At 35.8% G+C, this 25,490-nt stretch carries 20 protein-coding genes; 14 read left to right on the forward strand and 6 right to left on the reverse strand.

All coding sequences use genetic code 11. The features are described 5' to 3' along the window. The first annotated feature begins 863 nt into the window (after positions 1-863). Positions 864-1,481, forward strand: a complete 618-nt coding sequence (locus tag O9A_RS05390) for a hypothetical protein (protein ID WP_034459424.1) — start codon at positions 864-866, stop codon at positions 1,479-1,481. Between the two features lie 4 nt (positions 1,482-1,485). Beyond that, positions 1,486-1,710, forward strand: coding sequence for a type ISP restriction/modification enzyme (locus O9A_RS08685; protein WP_245262474.1), 225 nt, complete (start codon positions 1,486-1,488; stop codon positions 1,708-1,710). Between the two features lie 573 nt (positions 1,711-2,283). Here the strand turns inward: O9A_RS08685 and O9A_RS05395 are convergent. Next, positions 2,284-4,818 carry an ATP-binding protein gene (locus O9A_RS05395; RefSeq protein WP_034459426.1) on the reverse strand — a complete coding sequence of 845 codons (2,535 nt, stop codon included), beginning with the start codon at positions 4,816-4,818 and terminating at the stop codon, positions 2,284-2,286. A 210-nt stretch (positions 4,819-5,028) separates the two neighbouring features. On the opposite strand from O9A_RS05395, the gene O9A_RS05400 reads away from it, so the two are divergent. Continuing rightward, the gene (locus tag O9A_RS05400; protein WP_034459428.1) at positions 5,029-5,550 is read left to right on the forward strand and encodes a flagellar biosynthetic protein FliO; all 522 of its coding nucleotides are present in this window, start codon (positions 5,029-5,031) and stop codon (positions 5,548-5,550) included. Between the two features lie 52 nt (positions 5,551-5,602). Here the strand turns inward: O9A_RS05400 and dksA are convergent, their stop codons facing one another. Then, the gene (gene dksA / locus O9A_RS05405) at positions 5,603-6,019 is read right to left on the reverse strand and encodes an RNA polymerase-binding protein DksA (protein WP_034459431.1); all 417 of its coding nucleotides are present in this window, start codon (positions 6,017-6,019) and stop codon (positions 5,603-5,605) included. Between the two features lie 331 nt (positions 6,020-6,350). Beyond that, the gene (locus O9A_RS05410) at positions 6,351-6,884 is read right to left on the reverse strand and encodes a flavin reductase (protein WP_034459434.1); all 534 of its coding nucleotides are present in this window, start codon (positions 6,882-6,884) and stop codon (positions 6,351-6,353) included. A gap of 145 nt (positions 6,885-7,029) precedes the next feature. Here O9A_RS05410 and rpe point away from each other — a divergent pair, with 145 nt between their 5' ends. The 10 genes from rpe to O9A_RS05460 all read left to right on the forward strand — a co-directional run bounded on the left by rpe (position 7,030) and on the right by O9A_RS05460 (position 16,174). Further along, positions 7,030-7,704 (forward strand): ribulose-phosphate 3-epimerase, encoded by a 675-nt coding sequence (gene rpe / locus O9A_RS05415; protein ID WP_034459436.1) that lies wholly within the window; start codon positions 7,030-7,032, stop codon positions 7,702-7,704. A gap of 10 nt (positions 7,705-7,714) precedes the next feature. Further along, positions 7,715-9,019: an adenylosuccinate lyase gene (gene purB, locus O9A_RS05420; RefSeq protein ID WP_034459439.1), complete on the forward strand. Its 1,305-nt coding sequence runs from the start codon at positions 7,715-7,717 to the stop codon at positions 9,017-9,019. Positions 9,020-9,106: 87 nt separating this feature from the next. After that, entirely contained in the window at positions 9,107-9,655 is a 549-nt protein-coding gene (locus O9A_RS05425; RefSeq protein ID WP_034459441.1) for an RBBP9/YdeN family alpha/beta hydrolase, read from the forward strand. Between the two features lie 173 nt (positions 9,656-9,828). Further along, positions 9,829-10,593 (forward strand): phosphoribosylaminoimidazolesuccinocarboxamide synthase, encoded by a 765-nt coding sequence (gene purC, locus O9A_RS05430; protein WP_034459444.1) that lies wholly within the window; start codon positions 9,829-9,831, stop codon positions 10,591-10,593. An 87-nt stretch (positions 10,594-10,680) separates the two neighbouring features. Beyond that, positions 10,681-10,920 (forward strand): phosphoribosylformylglycinamidine synthase subunit PurS, encoded by a 240-nt coding sequence (gene purS / locus O9A_RS05435; protein ID WP_034459445.1) that lies wholly within the window; start codon positions 10,681-10,683, stop codon positions 10,918-10,920. A gap of 11 nt (positions 10,921-10,931) precedes the next feature. Continuing rightward, complete coding sequence (purQ, locus tag O9A_RS05440; RefSeq protein ID WP_034459447.1) at positions 10,932-11,603, forward strand: phosphoribosylformylglycinamidine synthase subunit PurQ; 672 nt, start codon at positions 10,932-10,934, stop codon at positions 11,601-11,603. Positions 11,604-11,904: 301 nt separating this feature from the next. Further along, the gene (gene purL, locus O9A_RS05445; RefSeq protein WP_034459449.1) at positions 11,905-14,115 is read left to right on the forward strand and encodes a phosphoribosylformylglycinamidine synthase subunit PurL; all 2,211 of its coding nucleotides are present in this window, start codon (positions 11,905-11,907) and stop codon (positions 14,113-14,115) included. Between the two features lie 67 nt (positions 14,116-14,182). Continuing rightward, on the forward strand, positions 14,183-14,416 hold the full coding sequence (locus O9A_RS05450) for a BolA/IbaG family iron-sulfur metabolism protein (RefSeq protein ID WP_034459451.1): 234 nt from the start codon (positions 14,183-14,185) through the stop codon (positions 14,414-14,416). Positions 14,417-14,523: 107 nt separating this feature from the next. Then, positions 14,524-14,856, forward strand: a complete 333-nt coding sequence (grxD, locus tag O9A_RS05455; RefSeq protein WP_034459453.1) for a Grx4 family monothiol glutaredoxin — start codon at positions 14,524-14,526, stop codon at positions 14,854-14,856. Positions 14,857-14,926: 70 nt separating this feature from the next. Then, positions 14,927-16,174, forward strand: coding sequence for a multidrug effflux MFS transporter (locus O9A_RS05460; RefSeq protein ID WP_034459456.1), 1,248 nt, complete (start codon positions 14,927-14,929; stop codon positions 16,172-16,174). A 939-nt stretch (positions 16,175-17,113) separates the two neighbouring features. On the opposite strand, the gene parC is transcribed toward O9A_RS05460, so the two are convergent. Together parC and aspS are read right to left on the reverse strand one after the other, a co-directional pair. Then, the gene (gene parC / locus O9A_RS05465) at positions 17,114-19,363 is read right to left on the reverse strand and encodes a DNA topoisomerase IV subunit A (RefSeq protein ID WP_034459458.1); all 2,250 of its coding nucleotides are present in this window, start codon (positions 19,361-19,363) and stop codon (positions 17,114-17,116) included. Positions 19,364-20,012: 649 nt separating this feature from the next. Next, on the reverse strand, positions 20,013-21,806 hold the full coding sequence (gene aspS, locus O9A_RS05470) for an aspartate--tRNA ligase (protein WP_034459461.1): 1,794 nt from the start codon (positions 21,804-21,806) through the stop codon (positions 20,013-20,015). A gap of 136 nt (positions 21,807-21,942) precedes the next feature. Between aspS and rnd the strand changes: the two genes are divergently transcribed. Continuing rightward, on the forward strand, positions 21,943-23,097 hold the full coding sequence (rnd, locus tag O9A_RS05475; protein WP_034459463.1) for a ribonuclease D: 1,155 nt from the start codon (positions 21,943-21,945) through the stop codon (positions 23,095-23,097). 876 nt (positions 23,098-23,973) lie between these two features. Here the strand turns inward: rnd and ppx are convergent. After that, entirely contained in the window at positions 23,974-25,485 is a 1,512-nt protein-coding gene (ppx, locus tag O9A_RS05480; protein WP_034459465.1) for an exopolyphosphatase, read from the reverse strand. Positions 25,486-25,490: the final 5 nt, after the last annotated feature.

Genomic DNA, 25,490 nt, shown 5'->3' on the forward strand with positions numbered 1-25,490 from the left:
TTTTAAAATATTTATATTTCTTCTATTATTAACTTTAATTAAGATATTTATTTCAAAACAATTTAATAAACAACATTTATATTGTTTTGATGTTATTTAATAAATTTATTATACGGAAATAAAGTTTATCTAAAATTATTTAATTTAACAAATATGATAATAAACTACTTACATTATGCTCTTCTATTGTGAAAAAGCAATTTCCAAAATAAACTTAGGATTATTTTTGAAAAGTTTGGTATTGCCGATTTGACTTAAGTTTCTCTTCATTATAAACAATGTAATAAAACTCATAACTATTACGATTGGATGTAGAAGCGTAAAGATTGGAATAAAAATAATGTAAAAATTGATCTGCTACCAAAATGTAGAATAAAGATAGATACATTGCCATTCAGCATAATTTTCACAAATTAAACCTCAAATTAACTCAAGATATATTCTATAGCTTTATCGCGACATCTAAGAAAAATATTTTTAAATATCACCTCTTGTTTGATAGAAGCGAAATGGAAGTAAGTGACAACGTTAACGTAATGATTAAAAGACAGAGCAATATCAGTTTATCGGATTGACCTTCATTATATGGAAAACATTTACAACAAAAAAGAAGTTGTTCCTAAAGCTACAAAAGAGCTTCATTCCTTTCAAGGCAAAGCAATCAAAGAAATTTTTGAGAGTTAACAACAGGTCGTAGCAAGCTTATTATGGCGTATAGAACGTAGAAAAAATCTTTATTAACCTTTAAATAGCGGAAACCCCTACGAAAAAAGGTAGAAGTATTTTATTTCTGCTACCTTCTCTTGCTTTGATATCGCAAACAATAAGAAAACACATAGTGGATACCCAATGCCCATTGCCCATTGCATTCTTTTGCCGTTTGTTTTGATCGGAAAACGGGACAGCGTTTTAAAAATCAAAACAATGTTATCGGAATGGAAACATCAGATTTTGTATTACGAGCAACAACGAATACTCGAAAACTTACGAAAAAAGCTGATGTAATAACTATGATATTTTCAACATATCATTTAATACAAATCATTTGTGATAAAACCTTTCGTACAACGGAAGAAACCTTGCTAAAAGATAAAAGTGAATCTAACTTTACCAAGGTTTATGACAATAGAATTATTCCGTACAAGAAACATCTGTACATGACAGCAACCACACACATTTTTAGTAACGCTCACCAAAAGCGAACTGATGAAATTAATGCCGTTTTGATTTCTATGGATGATAAAAAGTTCTACGGTAAACAACTTCATCATTATACATTTGTAGAAGCCGAAGATAATGAACTTTTAACGCCTTATAAGATTATTATTGTCTTGGGTATCGATGATGAGTTTATCACTCCAGGAATACGGAATATTATTGTAAATAAAAACTACAAACTTGATTTTGATGATTCTGCAAAAATATTGACTGCCATAGAGCACTTACCAAAACAGATAAAGCTTATGATTTCACAATACTAAAGATATGGGAGTAAAGAAATTTCTGTCTGTCTATCCCGGTGAGATCATAACAAAAGAAGATATCTTTTATTATGTTTACAGTCTCTTACATTCAGAAGATTACCATGCTTATTATGGTAATAATTCCTTTAAAAAATTGCCTCATATTCCTTGTGTAAGAAGCACTAAAAATTTTAGGATATTTGTTTACTGTTGGATGAGAACTCTACTATTTGCATGTGTACTATAAAAGTGTAGAACTTTATCCAGCCACGAGTAAAAAATTCCCTAAGCTTACCGATATCGCTAATCTTGAAAAACTTCACTACGTTACAAAAATGAAATTCGCTAGAAACAGTAAAGAAAAAGATAAGCCTCCTTATCTACAACAGCAATATCGTCACAACAGATACCCCTCCTGAAACCTATCAACTACATTGTTAAATAGTCAATCCACTCTCGCATGAGCTATGGAGTGTCAATATGTTAAGAGCAATAAAATAGAGTGGGCCTGTTAATGATGCTAATTGCTATGCTGTTAAGACCATTAACAATCTGGCCTATCTATTAGAATCGTTTCAACAAATTATTACAGTAAACTTAGAAACAATGAAAATAGCTAAAAACCTTTCTGAATTAGAAATTAAAGAAAGTTAACGAACTAATGAGGCACACTCACTACGATGCGTTCTAGCCTTATAAAAATCTCTTGATAGTACTCTAAAGCTATAGTCTACCCCTCCCAGTTAAATCGATTATATATATCTTTTCAAGAGACACGTATTTTTTATCTAAAAAATCTTAAAATATAAAACCCTCTATTTTATTGTATAAGTGTTTCTTTAACTTTTAAAGCTAACTGTTTGAGTGTAAATGGCTTAGATAAAAAACTAAAAACAGCATCTTGTGGAAGATTTTTAGAAAAAGCATCTTTTGCATACCCAGAAACAAAAATAAATTTGATGTCAGGATAGTTTTTACGCGATTCCTTAAGCAAAGTAGGTCCATCCATTTCTGGCATCACTACATCAGAAATAACAATATCCACAGCACCCTTATTTTCTTCAAGAACAGCAAGTGCTTCAACCCCAGTTGCAGCTTCCAAAACAGTATATCCTCTCATTTGAAGCGCTCTCATCCCACCCATTCTGACAGCATCTTCATCTTCAACAAGCAAAATAGTTGCAGACCCAGTTAAGTCGGTATTTTTGTCCTGCTCTTCACCTTTTTCAATCCGCTGAGAAACTCCACGGACAGTATTAGGAACATAACGAGGAAGAAAAATATGAAACGTTGTTCCTTCCCCTTCTTTACTATTACAGTAAACATAACCACCTGTCTGTTTAATAATTCCATAAACCATTGATAAACCAAGCCCGGTTCCTTTTCCAACTTCTTTTGTCGTAAAAAATGGTTCAAACATTTTTTCTTGTACAGCAGCTGATATACCAGTTCCTGTATCTGAAATAGTCAACTGTACATACTCACCAACTCCAAAACCAACATGATCAAACTCAGCACTTTGTTGCTTTGTAATATTGTTCGTTGCAATCGTAACAATACCACCATTAGGCATAGCATCACGCGCATTAATAACCAAATTCATAATAACACGCTGGAAAGATGCTTGATCAACTTCAACACTCCATAAATCTCTCCCATGAATAATTTTTAACTGAATATTATTGCCTAAAAGAGATAAAATAAGATTGCGAATATCTGACAAAAGTTCTGTAAAATCAACTTTTTCCGGTCGCAGCATTTGCTTTCTAGAAAAAGCTAATAATTGCTGTACAAGTGCAGCTGCACGGTTAGCATTATTTCTGATATTAATAAGATCAGCATATGCTGGATCAAAACTGCGATGTGTATTTAAAAGAAGATCACACGACATCAAAATTGCCGTTAAAACATTATTAAAATCATGTGCAATACCTCCAGCCAGCTGCCCAACAGCTTGCATTTTCTGACTTTGCATCATTTTATCTTCAAGCGTTTTTTGTTCTGTTGTTTCTATAACAGAGATAATGATCAAATCTTGTAATGCATCATCATGATATGGCGTAGGCATAATATGGAGACGCAAATGGCGTTCTTCACTATTTTCTAAAACTGTTTCTATTGAAATAGAATAATTTTTATTTGTCGTAATTTTCAAAAACGCACGCTCTAGCTGCATATGATCACGGCGAGATATGACATCATAAAGATTAATATTGCCCGTACATCCCATCAATGATGAAAAAGCATTATTCATGTGAAGCAATTGTCCTGCCTGCTTTACCACCGCTATTGCAAATGGACTCGCATCAAAATACTCTACTAAGGCACTGGGTAATTTTAATTGATCATCGTTTTCTTCTTTTTGTATTTTCTGTGGGATTACCACAATACGATAAATGGCCTCGTCCTCTAAGAGAGAAGAAGCACACATAAAACAATTCAAGATTTTCAAACCAGTTTCTGAACTTAAAGATAAGGAAAATCTATAAGGTAAAGAGTACCCTAAACTTTGATATTTGTTATTTTGTAAACAAATATCACTCCATGAGCTATTAGCTCCAACGTTATCAAATAATTGATCAAAACTATATTTCCCAACAATAAAATTCGCCAAATCAATTGAAAACCATTCGGCAAAAATCGCATTTGCATAAAGAATCGTTCCCTGTGTATTAACAGATAAAAAACCAACAGGTCCTTGATCTAAGTGATTGATAGCTTCTTGGAGATTTGAGAAAAAAACTTCACGACACTCCTGCAAATGTGAAATATCGGCAATACGCCAAAATAAAAGCTTTTTTCTTCGCTTTGCCATTGGTTGAACAGAGATATTATACCAAACGGAGTTTTTTTGTTGTGAATGTATAAAAATCGGCTGTTCCACCCTTAATTCTTCTTGTGCAGCAAGATCACTACATGCTGCAACTTTTAAGCGATACGCCAGCGCACCAGCTCCAGGAAGATCAGCAATGACCGCATAACAAGAAGAATCAGGCTTATAGGTAAGGATTTTTCGATAATTTTGATTAGAATAATAAACAAAACCGGACAAATCAGAGATAATAATTGCATCATCGGTATTATTAAAGATGCTGAAATCAAAGTCTTCATATAACGATACTGCATTATATCTCAAAATCCCCATTCCAATCAGAACAAGTGCAGCAACCCCTATAATTGCTAAAGCCAAAAAAGATATCACCGTAGCCTTTTGTAAAAAGCCCTGCGGATAAAAAAAACCTAAAAGACCTATAATGAAGAGAAAAGCTATTACAAAAACAACACGAAGAATGAGAGCTCCTCGATATACAAAAGAAGATGATGATCTCTCAATATTCTCAAAACCTGTATCCATCTCACTTTGCCTTGATTATGGGCGTTTCTTATGCCACAAATTACCTCTATAATCACCGTTATGAAGTATATACAAAAGAATATCCACTGAAGAAAAATCACTCAATATTTAAAAATCTTGTTTTATACTATAATTGGACCTTTTAAGTGTATCTTTACAAATTTATTTCAATAAAAAATAGTATTTCCATTACAGAATGGGAGAGAATTTATGTATGTATGGTTATCAAGCCAAATAGGCACATCCGCAGCTAACATAATCACAAGCCTTGCATTTTTTATCATAATAATTTCTGCAATAGCAGCAATTATTTTGCTTTTACGTCGTTCAAATACAAGAGGATTCAGTATCAACAGAAAAAAGCATCTACCGAGATTAACTCTGTGCGATACCATTTCTATTGATCGCACACGTCGTCTTATTTTAGTACGTTGCGATAACAGAGAGCATTTGCTTCTTATTGGTGGATTAACAGACGTTGTTGTAGAATCCAATATTATCAATACATCTATCATACAAAAAAGAAAGACTCAGCAAATATTAACAACAACAGAAGCCAATCAAAACCTAAACATTTCAGAAAAAAAACCTTCTTTCATAAGTGAAAAAGAGCATACGCAAGACTCTCTCTCCGCTCGTTTTATGAAAAAACAAGTAGAAGATTCAGCAATTACCGCTGAAATTGAAGGACGGCAAGAACCATCTTTATTTATCCCTCTTCCCAAAAAATAAAACAAATAATTCTAGCACCGTACATTTCATGTGTTCACCATCGAAATCGCTTTTAATCGTCGCGGTAAATTCTTTCGCGTCGTTCGTGGCGTTCTTGTGCTTCTAATGACAAAACTGCAATCGGTCGAGCTTCAAGACGCTTTATACTAATAGGTTCGCCAGTTTCCTCACAAAAACCGTAAGTGCCGTTATCGATGCGCTCTAAAGCAGCATCTATTTTTGAAATGAGCTTTCTCTGACGATCACGAGCACGTAATTCAATTGTACGATCAGTTTCACAAGATGCTCTATCCGTTAAATCGGGTTGACTAGCATTCTCTTCCTGCAAATTTTCTAAAGTTTCACGTGCTTCCCTTAATATATCATTTCTCCAAGAAACCAATTTAGCACGGAAATACGCCCTTTGCCGTTCATTCATAAAAGGTTCATCTTCACTAGGACGATATTGACCATCAATCTCTTCGCTCATGCCATAAAAACCTCCATATATGGTATGTGCGGTCTATATATTGTTCAACACCGATCAACACAAGTGTAAAATGTTTTTTTATAACAACCTAAAAATGTGTTTAAAGCCACTTTTTAAGTTTTTAGCCACTTTTTTGCATAAAATACATTCTTTTGAGGGAATGAAAGTTTAGGGATTCTCCTAATATATCCCGTTTCCAGACATACTCCAAAACCTATAAAATAGGAAAATGCAAACATTGGAAATCAAACGAATAATTTTACCCCTTATTGAGCTAATAATCCAAATGTAACAACAACAAATCATCCTAATACTTAAAAAATAAAAATCTTTATAACGGCAGAGTATGATATCTACGATTCAAATACGTCAAAGCATCTTTCTCTTGATTACGGTTAATTGCAACAACCTTACCAATCAAAACGTAATGAGTTGCATGCTCATGCCAACAAATTAACCGACAATCAAATGATGCTAAAGCATCTGAAAGACTAGGTGCACCAGTCTGTAAAGTCCCCCATTGCGCTTTATCAAAACATTCAATTCCTGTATAATTGTAACGCCCAGAAAAAATATCAGCTAGTGGACGGTGTCTTCCGGCCAAACTATTCACACAAAAGTTCCCATTTTCTATAAATGACTGATTCTTGAGGTTATGGCGCATGAGGCAAACAAGAAGTGTTGGAGGATCATCAGATAAAGAACAACATGCTGAAATTGTCACCCCACGCTTTCCCTTAATGCCATTTGTTGTCACAATGTGTACAGCTCCTGCAAAATGACTCATCGCATCTCGGTATTCTTGTGAAGAAACAGTAACAATATGTTGAATTTTAGGCATTAAATGTGCCGTATGATTAGACATCTCTTTCATTTACATAGCTTTAAAATTTCAAATAATATTTCCACAAAAAGATCTATTACAAATACTCCTTCTTTTATGTCATAACACAAATAATATTTTAGTCTACAAAACACCATGCTAAAAAGAGCCAATCAAGGAGACCTTAATGCCTCGTTCTCATCTCATTGCACCTTCACTCTTGGCTTCTAATTTTTCTAAACTTGGGCAAGAAGTATTAGATGTTGTTGATGCTGGAGCAAACTGGCTCCATCTCGATATTATGGACGGTCACTTTGTTCCGAATATCACTTTTGGTCCCAATACCGTCAAGGCACTGCGCCCGTTAACCAAAGCAATATTTGACGTCCATCTCATGATCGCACCGGCAGATCCTTATTTGGAAGCCTTTGCAAAAGCGGGTGCAGATATCATAACCATTCACGCTGAAGCTGGCCTTCATCTTCATCGTTCAATCCAAAAAATTAAAGAAATGGGAAAAAAAGCAGGAATTGCAATCAATCCAAGCACACCAGAACATGTGCTTGAGTATTTGCTCGATCAATTAGATCTAATCCTCATCATGACAGTTAATCCTGGTTTTGGCGGACAAAATTTTATTTCAGAAATAAAAGATAAAATCAAACGAGTCAAAAGCATGATTGCTCATCGACCTATTGATCTAGAAGTTGATGGCGGTATCACTGTTGATACAATCGGAATAACTGCAAAAGCTGGTGCAAATGTATTTGTTGCAGGTTCTGCAATTTATAAAGATGGAAACAAAGAGCTTTACAAAACACGCATTAACGCATTGCGCCAAGCCGCGATCCTCTCACAATAAGGAAAAAATTATGATAGCACGTTATTCCCGCCCTGAAATGGTAACAATTTGGTCACCCAAAACGAAATATCGCATTTGGTTTGAAATCGAAGCACATGCCTGTGACGCATTAGCTAAACTAGGTATTATTCCTAAAGAAACAGCAAAGGTGATTTGGGAAAAAGGAAAAGTAGCCGAATTTGATGTCAATCGCATTAATGAAATTGAAGCAATCACTAAGCATGATGTTATAGCATTTCTAACCCACTTAGCTGAATTTATTGGTCCAGAAGCACGTTTTGTCCACCAAGGCATGACATCGTCAGATGTTCTAGATACAACGCTTAATATTCAGCTAATGCGTGCCAGTGATATTCTGCTAAAAGACATAGATCAACTTCTGGAAGCATTAAAAAAACGTGCTTTTGAACATAAAGAGACAATCACCATTGGGCGGAGTCATGGCATTCATGCTGAACCAATAACATTTGGTATCAAGTTCGCTCTTGCATATGCTGAATTTTCAAGATGTCGTAAACGTCTTCTTGCTGCACGGGAAGAAATTTCTACTTGTGCTATTTCAGGAGCTGTAGGGACTTTTGCAAACATTGACCCACGCGTTGAAGAACATGTAGCAACAGCATTGGGATTACGTATTGAACCAGTTTCCACCCAAGTGATACCACGCGATCGCCACGCCATGTTTTTTGCAACGCTTGGTGTTATTGCTTCATCTATTGAAAGATTAGCCATAGAAATACGTCATCTACAACGAACAGAAGTTCTTGAAGCAGAAGAACATTTTTCACCAGGGCAAAAAGGTTCATCGGCTATGCCCCATAAACGTAATCCTGTTTTAACAGAAAATTTAACGGGATTAGCACGTATGGTGCGTGCATTTGTAATACCTGCCATGGAAAATGTAGCACTTTGGCATGAACGCGATATTTCTCACTCCTCTGTTGAGCGTTATATTGGCCCTGATGCGACCATCACACTTGATTTTGCTCTTGCTCGACTCACATCCGTTATTGAAAATTTAATTGTCTATCCAGAAAATATGCAAAAAAATCTCAATAAATTTCGAGGACTTGTTCATTCACAGCGTGTGCTTTTAGCACTCACACAAGCTGGAGTAAGTCGCGAAGATTCCTACCGGATTGTACAACGAAATGCGATGAAAGTTTGGGAACAAGGAAAAGATTTTCTAGAAGAATTACTTTACGATAAAGATGTTACAAAAGCTTTAAGTGAAGAAGAACTTCGCGAAAAATTTGATCTTTCTTACCACACCAAACATATCAACACAATTTTTAACCGCGTTTTTGGGGAATAAAAAAATTGTATAGCTTGCATATACAAGGAACAAGCATAATGTCTTCACCCTATGAGACAAAATCTGTTGTAATGAGAGAAACAATTCATGAAAGCAAATCAACTCGATATTCTTATTGTTCCTGGCTACGAAGGATCTGGTCCTGATCATTGGCAAACACGATGGGAAAAAAAATTGTCTACAGCTCGTCGTGTTCAACAAACTCATTGGTCAAAACCTGTGTGTGAGGAATGGGTTAATGAGGTTAAAATTGCCATTTCACAAGCTCAAAAACCCGTTGTAATTATTGCCCATTCATTAGGAGTTCCGACAGCTATTCATGCAACGCTACAAAACGCAGAAAAAGTTTGTGGCGCCTTTTTTGTTGCTCCTCCAGATGTAAGCGATGAAAAAATACGTCCAAAATATTTAATGACATTTTGTCCTTATCATTGCAAAAAATTAGCCTTTCCCTCTGTAGTCATAGCCAGCCGCAATGATGAATTGTGCCAATTCTCAGTCGCAAAAAAACTTGCTGCTGATTGGGGAGCATTTTTTGTTGACGCCGGACAATCTGGGCATATTAATGTAGAATCTGGGCACGGACCTTGGCCCGAAGGACTTATGCTTTTCTCCCATTTTCTTGCGAAAATTTAATCCCATAGAGATAATTTTCTTTACTATGTCTCTTTAATCTTATTCCTCTTTTAATAAGAGCTCAATAATAAAAAAATTATGAAATATTATAGCAATCATTGAGAATTTATGCCAATTAGGATAATATTATTTATCAATGTTATTCAAAACCTCTCAAATAATAGAGAATTATAATGAATCGTCGCCACCGTATTTATGAAGGCAAGGCCAAAATTCTATATGAAGGACCTGAACCTGGTACCTATATTCAATTTTTTAAAGATGACGCAACTGCTTTTAACGCAAAAAAGCATGAAATCATCGATGGAAAAGGGGTTTTAAATAACCGTATTTCAGAACATATTTTTAGCCATCTTGGTCGTTTAGGAATCCCAACACACTTTATTAAGCGTATAAATATGCGCGAACAACTCATTAAAGCTGTTGAAATTATTCCATTGGAGATTGTTGTTCGTAACGTTGCTGCTGGATCTCTTTCTAAGCGTTTTGGATTGGAAGAAGGGACCCCTCTTTCGCAATCAATCATTGAATTTTATTATAAAAATGATTCCCTTGATGATCCCATGGTAACCGAAGAACATATCACTGCTTTTGGCTGGGCTGTTCCACAAGAAATAGAAGACATTATGCAACTTTCAATTCGTATTAATGATTTTCTTTCTGGACTTTTTGCAGGGGTTAATATTCAACTTATTGATTTTAAAATGGAATTTGGCCGTTTGTGGGAAAATGAAGCGATGCGTATTATTCTTGCTGATGAAATATCTCCTGATTCTACCCGGTTATGGGATATGCAAACACAAGAAAAAATGGATAAAGATCGTTTTCGGCGTGATATGGGAGGGCTTATTAACGCCTATCAAGAAGTGGCAAAACGTCTTGGTATTATCAATGAAAATGAACCTCCACGACCAAGCGGTCCAGTTTTAGTGAAATAAAAAACAAGGTAACATTAATGTCACCTTCCTTTATTATGTAAGTACAACTCTTTAAAGAGCGGCGCTTCTAACAACAGGAAATAAAAAATGAAAGCACGCGTTACAGTTAGTCTCAAAAACAGTGTTCTTGATCCGCAAGGGGAAGCAATTGTCAGTGCTTTAAAAAGTTTATCTTTCACAGGTATTCACTCTATTCGCCAAGGAAAAGTTTTTGATATTGTGCTCAATGATCAACCTGCTGAAAATGCCAAGAAAAAACTTGAACAAATATGTGAAGAGTTGCTCGCAAATACTGTCATTGAAAATTATACCATAGAACTTCTTTAAGTGAAACTTCCATGAAAACTGCCATCATTCAACTACCGGGATTAAATCGCGATCGGGATATAGTTGCAGCACTCCATCACATAACAGGAACTGACCCACTAAAAATTTGGCAAACAGAATCAACAATTCCAGATGTAGATGTCATTGTTATTCCTGGTGGTTTTTCTTATGGCGACTACTTAAGATGTGGTGCTATTGGCGCGCGAACACCCGTTTTGCAAGCCGTTCGTGAGAAAGCACAAGAAGGTGTCACGGTAATTGGCATATGTAATGGATTTCAAATTTTGTTGGAAGCTGGTTTGTTACCCGGTACTTTAATGCGTAACACTTCGTTAAAATTTGTTTGTCGTGAAATAAAGCTTGAAGTAGTGAACACTAACACAAAATTTTCTCGCTATTATTCTAAAGGACAAATCATTCGTTGTCCTGTTGCACATCACGATGGAAATTATTTTGTTGATAGTGAAACATTAAAACAAATGGAAGAGAATGAGCAAATTGTTTTTCGCTATGCAGAAAATACAAACCCTAATGGTTCGATAAATGATATTGCCGGTATTATCAATAAAGCTGGTAACATTCTTGGTATGATGCCTCATCCTGAAAATTCCATTGAACCCGCACATGGTGGTACTGATGGCCGTTTACTTTTTCAAAGTGCTTTAGAATTGGCAAAGGGATGATAAAAAAGAAGATTTTAGACTACTTCACTGTTTTAAAAATTAAAAATCTGTATCATTTCCCGCGCTGTGAATTTACGAACTAAACGTTTGATAGACATAATGGAGTGTATTTTCTACACAAAAAAAGATTTATTCAAAAGTCATTTTTGCTCTTTGAATCCACAAAGAAAACAACCAGCATCTCCATTAATAGTTTATGAAGTGCTTTCTTATCAAACAATACAATCATTGATGATCTAAGCTGCTAGATTTAAAATAATAAAAATGCTAAATTTCGATTAATTTGACGGATAAAGTAATCATGAATCCTTGCAATAACATCGCCATTACACCAGAATTAATTGCACAACACGGTTTAAAAAATGAAGAATACCAACATATCCTAACTTTAATTGGAAGGGAGCCAACATTTACTGAGCTAGGGATTTTTTCTGCAATGTGGAACGAACATTGTTCCTATAAATCATCCAAAAAATGGCTAAAAACTCTTCCAACAGAAGGATACTGTGTCATTCAAGGTCCTGGTGAAAATGCTGGTATTGTTGATATTGGTGAAGGACAATGCGTAGTTTTCAAAATGGAAAGCCACAATCATCCTTCTTACATTGAACCCTATCAAGGTGCGGCAACAGGTGTTGGTGGTATTTTGCGCGATGTCTTTACCATGGGAGCCCGTCCTGTTGCAGCAATGAATGCATTGCGATTTGGATCTCCTGATCATCCTCGAACACGCCATCTTGTTTCTGGCGTCATTTCTGGAATCGGTGGTTATAGTAATGCTTTTGGCGTTCCAACCGTTGGTGGAGAAATAAATTTTGATGAGCGTTATAATGGTAATATCCTTGTAAACGCTTTTGTCGCTGGTATTGCAAAGACAGATTCTATTTTTTATTCTAAAGCGCAAGGAGTTGGACTTCCTGTTGTTTATCTTGGTGCCAAAACAGGACGTGATGGTGTTGGTGGAGCGACAATGGCTTCTTCCGAATTTGACGATTCAATCAGTGAAAAACGTCCAACTGTTCAAGTGGGGGATCCTTTTACCGAAAAATGCCTTCTTGAAGCTTGCTTAGAACTCATGGAGCTAGGAGCTGTAGTTGCTATTCAAGATATGGGTGCAGCAGGTTTAACATCTTCTGCAGTTGAAATGGGAGCAAAAGGAGATTTAGGTATAAAGCTTAATCTTGATAAAGTTCCCGTTCGTGAAGAAAACATGACAGCCTATGAAATGATGCTTTCTGAGAGCCAAGAACGTATGCTCATGGTGCTTAAACCAGAATTAGAAAAACAAGCAGCAGCAATTTTTCATAAATGGGGACTTCATTTTTCCATTATTGGAGAAACAACTGATGATTTACGTTTTCGTGTGTTGCATCAAGGGGAAGAAGTCGTCAATCTTCCTATCAAAGAACTTGGGAATGAATCCCCTGTTTATGATCGCCCTTGGAGTGAACCTACCCCACAACCTATTCTTAAAGTAGAAGAAGTTAAAAAAGTTGAAAATCTTGGTAATGTACTCCTGACATTATTAAACTCTGCACATCAAAGTTCACGGCGATGGGCTTATGAACAATATGATACAATTATCCAAGGAAATACCCTTGTTCGTCCAGGAGGTGATGCAGGAGTTATCCGTGTAAGCAGTAATGACAAACGTGCTCTTGCTTTTTCTTCTGATGTGACGCCTCGCTATTGTGAAGCAGATCCTTATGAAGGAGGAAAACAAGCTGTCGCAGAATGTTGGCGAAATATTAGCACGACAGGTGCAATACCACTAGCAGCCACAGATAATCTTAATTTTGGTAATCCTGAAAAACCCGAAATTATGGGGCAATTAGTCTTCGCCATTAAAGGTATAGGTGAAGCTTGTAGAGTTCTCAACTTTCCTATTGTTTCAGGCAATGTCTCTCTTTATAATGAAACCAATGGAGAAGCAATTCTTCCCACACCAACAATCGCCGGTGTAGGCCTTCTTGACGACTGGTCTAAAATAGTAACAATCAGTGGTATGCAAAATGGGGACAGTATTGTTTTGATTGGAGATTGCGGCTCTCATTTAGGACAATCAATTTACGCACGTGATGTTTTGAATATTGATACAGGTGCACCACCTCATGTAGATTTACAGCTTGAAAAAAAGCATGGCCAATTTGTTCGAGATGTCATTCATCGTGGTTTTATTCATGCCGCTCATGATATTTCTGACGGGGGACTAGCTGTTGCACTTGCAGAAATGGTCATTAAAGCAGAGAAAGGAATTCAAGCCAAATTAAGCAACAAATTACCACCTCATGCGGAGCTTTTTGGAGAAGATCAAGGACGTTACCTCTTAAGCGTCAAACCTCATGCCCTCAATCACCTTAAAGCACTTGCAAAGATTAACGCTGTTTCTTTAACAGAGATTGGTATAGTTGAAGGTAATTCTCTCGATATAGAGGGCATATTAACACTTTCAGCAAATAAACTCACACAAGCCTATGAAAGTTGGTTTCCACGATTTATGGGCGAGGAATAAAGAGTTATTCATCTTTCTTGATTGAGTTCTATTTTTGCAAGAAATAAACAAATAGAGGAGAATAATCATGGCAATGAGTATTCGTGAAATCGAAACACTTATTCGCGAAGGCATTCCCGATGCAACAGTAATAATTCGCGATCTCGCCGGTGATGGAGAACACTATGCTGCGGAAGTGATTTCCGAAAGTTTTCGTGGTAAAAACCGTGTTCAACAACATAAAATGGTCTATGATGCTCTTAAAGGCAATATGGGAAATGACCTTCATGCTTTAATGTTGCAAACAAATATTCCAAAATAATTTAAAATTTCTTCTTGCATTCATTTGTTCAATACGATTAGAAGAGAATGCAATTGTGAATGTATGCTTATAGCTTATAAAAAAATCTGCAATATCGAGGAATGAAGATGACTACTGTTCGTGATTTTATTGACAGCGAAATTAAAGAAAATGATGTCATTTTATTCATGAAAGGAACACCCGATGCTCCACAATGCGGATTTTCAGGACAAGTTGCTCAAATCCTTGATTATTTAGGGGTAAATTATAAAGGGATTAATATTTTAACCTCTGATGAATTACGTCAAGGAATCAAAGATTATTCAAATTGGCCTACAATTCCACAACTCTATGTCAAAGGTGAGTTCATTGGTGGTTGTGATATTATTAAAGAAATGTTTCAAAATAATGAATTGCAAGAACTGTTAAAGAAAAAAGATATTCCCTGCAATAAAACATAGGTATCTCTCATTTTATTCAGACTCTTAGAGAGCTGTGTGCAATCGAGATTTTTATTTCAGGGATACCATAATGTCAAATTCAATCAACGAAAAAACGCATAGTGATGTACTTCAAAAAAAGATTGGCTATAAAGAGTTTGTTATTCTCATCGGTGCACTCATGGCTATCAATTCTATAGCCGTTGACATTATGCTGCCAGCTATGCCTGATATTTTGAACAGCTTACATGTTATCAATGAAAATGATCAACATTATATCATTTCTAGTTATCTTATGAGTTATGGCATCGCGCAGATATTTTTTGGTCCAATAAGTGATCGTTATGGACGCCGTAAGCTTATTCTCATTGGTCTTGCATTTTATTCATTTGCAGCAATTGGTTGTGCCTTTATATTCAATTTTTCTTTATTGCTTATTTTACGGATCTTGCAAGGCATAGGAGGCGCCGCTATGCGCGTCCTCACAGTTTCTGTTGTACGTGATCTTTATAATGGTCGAAAAATGGCAGAAGTTATGTCTATCGTCATGATGATCTTTCTAATTGCACCAATAATTGGACCCTCAACAGGGCAGTTTATTTTATTATTTGGGAACTGGAAAATTATTTTTATATTCATGGCAATTATTGGTTTTGGACTGATGATTTGGATTCAACTGCGCTTACCTGAGACTCTTTATGCACAACGTTCTCTTTCCTTTTCTTCAATCAAACATAATTTACGGATTATTATAACCAATCGCATAACACTGTGCTATACACTAGCGGCCTCTAATATTTTAGCTTGTATTTTTACTGCCGTTAATACAGCACAACAAACATATGAAGGGATTTATAGCTTAGGTCTATGGTTTCCCATTGTGTTTGCTATCAGTGCAGCTTTTCAAGCTCTATCATCATTCTTTAATTCTCAATTTGTTGGACGCCTTGGAATGCGACGTATTGCACATACTATGCTGTTGCTCTTTTGTGTTACTTCATGCATTTTGTTTGTAGGGTCCATCTTAACAGATGGCGTTATTTCTTTTCCTTTATACATACTATTATTCTGTATACTCATGTTTGCCTGCGGCGGTATTATGGCCAATTTTAACACACTCGCTCTCGAATCAGTAGGAGAAATCGCTGGGACAGCATCTTCTGTATCTGGCTTTCTTCAGACATCCATCGGAACAGGACTTAGTTTTTTCATTGCACAACAATTTAATGAAACAATCACCCCCAATTCGGCAGGTTTTTTCTTCTTAAGCTTCATCGCTATATTTCTCGTTTTATGGGCAGAACGTGGGTATCTTTTTAGGCAATATAATACTCAATAAACACAACTATAAAAAAATCAAATATCGTTTTACGGTGCTGTAGAAAAAAACATGGAATCTGAATTTTATGTACTTAATTTTTTCTAAGCCAAGAAACAACTGAAGCGGCAACCAGAAACCCTATAAAAGAAAAAGTTGTTTATCAACTTACCAGAAGATAAATCTGAGATATTTAATTTTATTCAAAAATATTCGTTAAAATAGCGTTCTTCATAAAAATGGTCATCATCATTCTACAGTATTTTCCTAATCGAGCGAAAAGGAAAAACAGGAATGGAGTTTTACTGCCTCATCAGTTTTCTTTGTACCTCTAAACAATAACCCTCCATCAGTAATAACTTGTTTATTAGTTTTATCCTCTTCAATAAGCTAAAGTGTTTGAATCATATCATTGCTGTTCTCAGACATGAGAAGATAACGCCAAACTAAGCCGACCAAAGCATCAATTATAGCATGACTGTTTAGAGGGAAAATCTTCAAGCTTGCCTTTTTGACAATGCTTCATTCTCATGCTAGACTTTCTTTATCATCTACTGCCTAAATCTATATCCGCAATAGTGTGATAAACTTTAGAAAAGGTGGAATTATCCTCATAGATACACCATCATTGCCCAGAATCCTTGATATGTTCTTTCACACGGGATTGATAATGTTAAAAAATGCTTGATAATAAAGGCAAGCTACCATCTTTGAATACCCATTTTAAACTAAAATGAACATTCATAAAATAACGGAGGAAGTTTTTAATCCTCACGCGAATAGCAAAAACTCATCCCCCATAAACAAATAGTCAATTCTTTGCAGATTTCTGTAGTGCATGTTATATTTCCTCCTATAATAAATTCCAGCTCTTTACAAATGGAACGGTTACCACAGCTCTACCTTTTTTGTCATCTTGACTTAAGACACAGAACTTAAGAATTAGATATGGAACACAGTTTAATTGGTAAATTTTCCTGATTTTGAAAAGCCTTTCGGAACCACACGCCCTACTCCAGCACGGACTCCCATCCACTCAATGAGATCACTTGCTTGGCGATTAAAGCAACGTCCAGCTGTATCTTGCCAACTTAAACCTTCTGATAAATTAAAAGTTTTGACATCAACAACACCACCCTCTTTGTAACGTTGTAAACGAACACCTTTACCGCGACTCATTTCTGGTATTTGTTCAATGGCAAAAATGAGCATTTTACGGTTTTCACCAACCACTGCAACATGATCACCTTTTACTGGAACACAAAGTTTTACCTTATCAGGAAATTTTACATTCATAACTTGCTTGCCTTTTCGTGTATTAGCAATCACTTCAGTTGCAGGTATAATAAAACCATTTCCATAAGATGAAACTAAGAGAAGTTTTTCCTGTGTATGATGTACAAAAGCTGTCAGGACATCATGTTCGTCATCCATATCAACCAAAATACGAATAGGTTCCCCATGCCCCCGTCCTCCAGGCAAACTATTTGCAGCAATAGCAAAAAACTTTCCGCCAGTACTTATTACCACAATCTTATCTGTAGTAAACGCTGGAAATGCTAATTTCAAACAATCCCTTTCTTTGAAAGAAAGTGCATTGTAATCACTCAAATGCCCCTTCAAAGCACGCATCCAGCCCTTTTCAGAAATAACAATAGTAACTGGTTCTTTTTCGATCATTGCCTGATGAATATCATCAAGGTCATGTCTTGGTGCTTCTTCAAATGTTGTACGTCTTTTCCCTAAAAAAGTATCAGGACCAAAAGCTTTACGAACTTTTATGATTTCCTCTGAGATTATTTTCCATTGCTTTGTCCGAGAATCTAACAAATTTTTCAGTTTTTCTTTTTCAGCTCTCAAGGTTTCAAATTCCTTACGAATTTCAAATTCCTCAAGTTTATGTAAAGAACGCAAGCGCATATTAAGAATAGCTTCAGCTTGATTTTCTGCTAATTGAAAACGGTCGATGAGCTTTTTTTTCGGTTCATCCTCTTCCCGAATAATCTGGATCACTTCATCAAGATTCAAATATGCGATAAGATATCCATGGAGAATTTCTAACCGTCGTTCAATTTCATCAAGCCGATAACGAGAGCGGCGAATAAGCACCTCCTGACGATGTTCAAGCCATTGTTGCAAACTTTCCCGCAAAGAAAGAACATTCGGTACTTTTCCCAAAGACAAAACATTAAGATTGAGAGGAAATCTTATTTCAAAATCAGTCAATTTAAAAAGAGACTCCATAAGAATCTCAGGATCAACTGTACGATTTTTAGGAATAAGTACAATGCGAATATCTTCTGCTGACTCATCACGAATATCTTCAAGCATTGGTAAACGCCGTGCAAGCAGTAATTCTGCTGTTTTTTCAATAAGACGTGACTTTTGAACCTGGAAGGGAATTTCAGTCACAACAAGCACATAAGAACCACGGTTACCGGTTTCCTGATGCCAGCGCGAACGCAACCGAAAAAAACCACGCCCAACACGATAAGATTCCTCAATACTATTTTTAGGCTCGACTAAAATACCACCTGTTGGAAAATCAGGTCCAAGTACAAAGTGATTTAATTCCTTATCACAAACATTGGGATGCGCAATCAAATGGAGCGCTGCATCACAGAGTTCAGCAACATTATGAGGTGGAATAGATGTTGCCATACCAACAGCAATACCTGATGAACCATTTGCTAAAAGATTAGGAAAAGCCCCGGGTAAAACAACTGGTTCTTCATCTTCCTCATTATAGGTTAAACGAAAATCAATAGCATTTTCATTAATTCCCTCAAGCAGCAATGCAGCCACTTCAGTCATGCGTGCTTCCGTATAACGCATAGCAGCAGCATTATCACCATCAATATTCCCAAAATTTCCTTGTCCATCAACCAATGGATAACGAACAGAAAAATTCTGAGCCAAGCGCACTAATGCATCATAAATAGATGCATCACCATGTGGATGAAATTTTCCCATGACATCCCCAACAATCCGTGCGCATTTTGCATAAGACTGTCCTGGATTAAGTTTGAGTAAACGCATAGCGTGAACAATACGCCTATGTACAGGTTTCAAACCATCACGTACATCAGGCAACGCACGGTGCGTAATAGTAGAAAGCGCATAAGCCAAATAACGCTCTTGTAAAGCAGAACGTAATTCTATTGGCTCAATATGTTCTTTATCAAAAGGCAAATTCATTTTATCAGACATAGTATTAGGACAACAATTCCCAAAATAATGAGCAATTATTTTATAAGATTTTTTCAGTGCGATCTTTTGTAAATCAACTATTTTTATTAAAAACTGACTACACAAAATTAAGCATTGTGATTAAAACATGAACAGAAAATTATAGCAATTTGAAAAATTTATACACATGCTTTACACTTTATCTGAGCAACAGATAAAAATACCTAAAGTTAAAATAGATGATTTTTAAAACAAATATAAAAATATTCTTTTTAAAAAATTAATATAAGAAATTAAAAAATTTTATTTATATTGCTATATTTGATAAATATATAGCATAGTATTTTATATTATATTTAAAAAATTTAAATATAATTAAGATAAAAATTAAACATTCTATAATAATAAATTTATTTATATTTTTATTAAAAATGTATGCAAATTACAAATGTTAATACAAATAATAACGCATATAAATTATAAATATATACATTAATAATATAAAAATAAGATATAATATCTATTTTATAAATAGATACTCAAGAAAATAATATAAATTATTTTATTATAAATATAATACTAAAAATAAATTAATTTTAAATTATTAAAATTTACAAAACAAAGAAAAAAAATAAAAATACTTATGATAGCAACAGTTACACAAGCAACTTTAATAACCATTTTGGCTAACAGGAACCATTCGTATCCCTAAATCATGCAATTGTGCAGAAGAAACATCAGATGGAGCACTCATCAAAAGATCAAGTGCTTGCTGATTCATAGGAAATAAAGAAACCTCACGTAAATTTTTGACGCCTTGCAAAAGCATAATAATACGATCAATACCCGCAGCCATACCACCATGCGGTGGTGCTCCATAATGGAATGCGCGATAAAGACCACCAAAACGATCTTCTACTATCTCTTTAGAAAGACCAGCAAGATTAAAAAGCTTAAGCATCATTTCTGGAGAGTGATTACGGATCCCACCCGAAGCAATCTCATAGCCATTGCAAACAAGATCATATTGAAAAGCCTTAAGAGTAAGAGGATCTTGACATTCAAGAGCATCTTTTCCACCTTGAGGCATTGAAAAAGGATTATGTGCAAAATCAAGCTTTTTCTCATCTTCATTCCATTCAAAAAATGGAAAATCAACAATCCACGCTAAAGAGAAACAGTCTCGATCAACAAGACCTAATTCTTCTCCTACCCGAGTGCGTGCAGCTCCAGCAAAAGGTAAAAAATTCTTTGGATCTCCCGCAACAAAAAAGCAAGCATCATCACTTTCAAGTCCAAGCTGTATACGAAGTGCTTCAGTCCTCTGTTCACCGATATTTTTGGCGATAGGACCCGCTCCTTCAAACTTTCCCTGTTCTTCACGCCAGAAAATATAACCAAGTCCTGGTTGTCCTTCACTTTGTGCCCATCTATTCATACGATCACAAAAAGCACGACTTCCACCCGTTTTAGCTGGAATAGCCCACACCCGTGCATTCTCATCATTTGCTAAAATTTGATCAAAAATTTTAAAACCAGAATCACAAAAATGCTGAGAAACATCTTCCATGACAATAGGATTACGTAAATCAGGCTTATCCGAGCCATATTTTCGTATTGCCTCCTCATAGGAAATACGAGGAAAGCTTTGCGTTACAGACTTTCCATCTGCAAACTCTTCAAAAAGAGAACGCATAATGGGTTCCATTGTTACAAAAACATCTTCTTGTTCAACAAAACTCATTTCAACATCTAATTGATAAAATTCACCTGGAAGACGATCAGCCCGAGGATCTTCATCTCTAAAACAGGGAGCAATTTGAAAATAACGATCAAAACCTGACATCATCAACAACTGTTTGTATTGCTGAGGTGCTTGTGGCAATGCATAAAATTTTCCCTGATGAATACGACTTGGAACCAAAAAATCACGCGCCCCTTCTGGTGATGAGGCTGTCAAAAGCGGTGTCGTAAATTCTGTAAAACCATTCTCTTGCATAGAGCGTCTGATAGCAGCAATAATTTCAGTACGACGCATAATATTCCTATGCATGGTTTCGCGACGTAAATCAAGAAAACGATACTTCAATCGAATATCTTCTGGATAATCAGGCTCACCAAAAACCGGTAAAGGAAGCTCATCAGACTTTGAAAGAATTTCCACTTCTTTCGCAAAAATCTCAATTTCACCTGTTGGAAGAGACGTATTAACAACTTCATCAGAACGCGCGCGTACTTCCCCATCTACACGAATAACCCATTCAGAACGCACTTTTTCGATAATTTTAAAAGCTGGCGAAGCAGGATCAGCAATAATTTGTGTGATTCCAAAATGATCACGCAAATCTACAAAAAGGATTCCTCCATGATCACGAACACGATGAACCCATCCTGAAAGACGAGCTTTTATTCCTACATCACATTTACGAAGAGCAGCGCAATTATGACTGCGATAACGATGCATAGTTTTTGCCTTTGATTTATAATAACTCACACGCGCTACAAACGCTTTTTAACAACCATTTGTCAAGATATGAGGACAAAGACTCAAAAAAAAAGTCAATATAAAGACAAATTTAAATTTATCTGGTTATAATAGAATGATGAAACTTATTACACAAACAACAGATCTTGAAATTGCACTTACCACTTTACGGAACTCTGATTTTGTAACAGTAGACACAGAATTTATCCGGGAAACAACTTTTTGGCCTCAACTGTGTTTAATCCAACTTGCATCACCAGGTGCTACAGTTCTGATTGATCCAATATCACAAGATATTGATCTAAAACCTTTTTTCGATCTCATGGCAGATAAAAAAATTGTTAAAGTTTTTCACGCTGCACGCCAAGATATTGAAACGATTTATCATCTTGGAGGTGTCATTCCGTTTCCTCTTTTCGATACCCAAATAGCAGGATCAATCTGTGGGTTTGGTGATTCTATCTCTTATGATCAAATTGTACAACGCTGCACGGGTAATCAACTTGATAAATCATCCCGTTTTACAGACTGGAGCTGTCGTCCTCTTTCCGAAAAACAACTGCTCTATGCACTTGCTGATGTAACCTATCTAAGAGATGTTTATCTCTTATTGAAAAAACAGCTCGAAAAAAATAAACGCACCCATTGGATGGATGATGAAATAGCGATCCTTCTAACACCTAAAACCTATGATATACCAGAAGATGAAGCGTGGAAAAAAGTGAAAGGAAAAATTAAAAAACCTCGTGAACTTGCCGTATTACAAAAAATAGCAGCTTGGCGTGAACGTAAAGCACAACAATATAATATTCCACGTCGTCATCTCATAAAAGATGAATGTCTCATCGAAATCGCAACCCAACAACCAAAAGATGAAGCCGCCTTGAAACATTTGCGCAGTCTGAACAAAAATTGGGATAAATTCTCAATTGCACACACATTAATCAAAGCTGTCCATGAGGGCTTAGAAGTTGATCTTGCGACTTTACCTGCTCTTCCTAAATATAATCCACTTAATGAAACATCATCTGCCATTATCGATCTTCTTAAAGTGTTATTAAAACTTGTTGCGAACGAAAACGGCATTACACCGAAAATTATTGCAACTTCCAATGACTTAGAAAAAATCGCAAACGGGTGTATAAAAAAAAATATTCCCGCTATGAATGGTTGGCGCTATGAAATATTTGGTCAAAAAGCTGAACAAATGCTAAAGGGTAAGATAGGATTTTATCTGAGTAATGGAAAAATAAACACCAAACAACTTTAATTTATAAAGAAAAACGTAACTATTGACCTTTTGGAATTGATGCAATAAAATATTGTTAAAGAAGGAAATTTCTCTTTTTGACTATAAAATTGGTCACAACTTAAAAGATCAAAACTCTTTACCTTTATCTGCAAAATGAATCAATGGCTCTTTAAAAGATACAAAAGAGTTAAAAAAATTCGAGCTCTATCATTCTAAAAAAGATGCCATTTATTTTTCTACATTAATTGGGAGAGCACGCAACAAACTAACACAAAATCAAGTAAAGAAGATCAACCACAATTAAATATTTTACATTCGGTCAATACTTATCCAAAAATGACGAGTAAATCTTAGTTAAATTCAATCAGAGACCAATCTTAGTAGAGAAAAGAAATCTAGAAAAACAGAAAGCTTTCGCTTTAAAAAAGAAGGAGAAAAAATTTCTCTATAACAATAAATGACCCTATTATAAAAAAACACCGCTTAGCGTGAAGGCAAAGCACGAAGATATAATATTCCACATTGCTATATCTGAAAAATGAATGCCTCATCAAAATTGTCCTCAACAACCACAAAATGAATCTGAAAGCCGGGTATCATCATTAATTTACCAAATTCCGATGTTGCCTACAGCTATTGCGTTTAGGCGATTCATAAGAGGTAATTTTATTCCTTTCTATATAGTTTTTACCCACACACCAGCCCCACTTGTGACGTGCAAGCAAGTAATTTTGATTGATTCAGCATACATAGATTTGAAATGAGAGAATCTTACGATATTCGGAGTTCTTATTCAAGTTCAATAATGATAAATTATCATTATAAATCAATATGATATAGCAAAATAAAAATAAGGGTACAATAAAAGCACATCATAGTATGGTAGGCAAACAATCAGAAAGTTTCAAAAGCGAGAGGCAGCTTTATTATCTTTGACAATTTTTTCAACCGAGCAAAAGGGAGTTCTCCTAATAAATCAGCATAACGAGCTGGAATGTGTAAGACAACATGATCTATTTTTTTATGCCATGATAAGTGTGATAGAACTCCTGTGGTAGAAGCGCTAAAAAGGTGAGCAATACGCATAACCTCACCAAGAATACGTGCTTTCTCAATTATATCTCTGCTTGCTAGTTGGAAAATGGGAAGAGATTCTTCATCAATGAGCGAACCAGTATTACGAAAAAAAACAGCGAGCGCAGTATAAACACGCCCCTCGTGAGAAATTCCCGGATAAGATCCAAGTGCTATCTGATTGGCAGCCTCATTGCCTCGATAATCTGGATGAATGCGCCAACCAATATCTGCCAGAAGACAAGCCGCCTTACGATAACGACATTCATTTTCAGTTTCTAAAATTCCAAAAACTTCAAAAGCATTGCTCGTGAAATCGATGAGTTCTTCTGCCTGCTTTGGTGAACGTGCCCGTAGAATAGCCATTTCGGTACATGCTTCAATAAGAGGATCTGAAACACGAACCTCTTGTGGTAATCTTGAATAAAGAAAGCCTTCACGGACTCCAGCTCCAGAAAAGATTATTTTTTCAAAACCCATGTACCGAATAAGTTCAATAAGAATAATCGCTCCATAAGATAAAAGCTGACGACGATTTTTTGAAACAGCTGAAATTCCTTTCATATTATCAATACTGCCACTCATGATAAAACGCAAGAAATCTTCCATTTCAACTGCATCAACTTCATAGCCATGCATAACAGGTAGCCGATAATTTTTGGTTGCCATATGGAGTTTTGCCAAATTACGCCAAGTTCCTCCTACTGCATAAAAACAACGTGCCATGCTTCTACGAACAACACCAGATTTATCAAACTGCTCATGAGCAATTTTTGCAGCAACAGCAATATCATTATTCGACATATACTGTAAGCGTAAACCACCTAATGGCAGGGTTATCCCCTCACCTAAATCAGAATTATTAATATCAATAAGTTCAAGACTTCCGCCCCCAAGATCACCAGAAATACCCTTTGGTTGATAAAAAGTCGAAATAACACCATACGCCGAATAAACAGCCTCTTCACTTCCCGAAAGAAGGTGTATTTTATTTTGTAAGATATGTTCAGCATTTTGAATAAAAGCTAATCCGTTTTTTGCTTCTCGCGCTGCTGCTGTTGCTAGGATATAGACTTCATCTGCTCCAATCTGTAAACAAAGCACACGAAACCGCTTCAGTGTTCGCAGTGCCATATTCATCGATTTTTCTTCTAAAGATCCAGTCTTTGCAACACCTTGACCAAGACCACAGAGAATTTTTTCATTAAATAAAACTGTTGGTGAACGAACAAGCCCCTCATAAATAACAAGCCGAACAGAATTTGAACCAATATCGATAACAGCAATAGGTTTACACCCTTTTAGCCGACCCTGAGCATTCATATATGTCATTGAAT

The organism is Bartonella koehlerae C-29, from assembly GCF_000706625.1.
GTDB lineage: Bacteria > Pseudomonadota > Alphaproteobacteria > Rhizobiales > Rhizobiaceae > Bartonella > Bartonella koehlerae.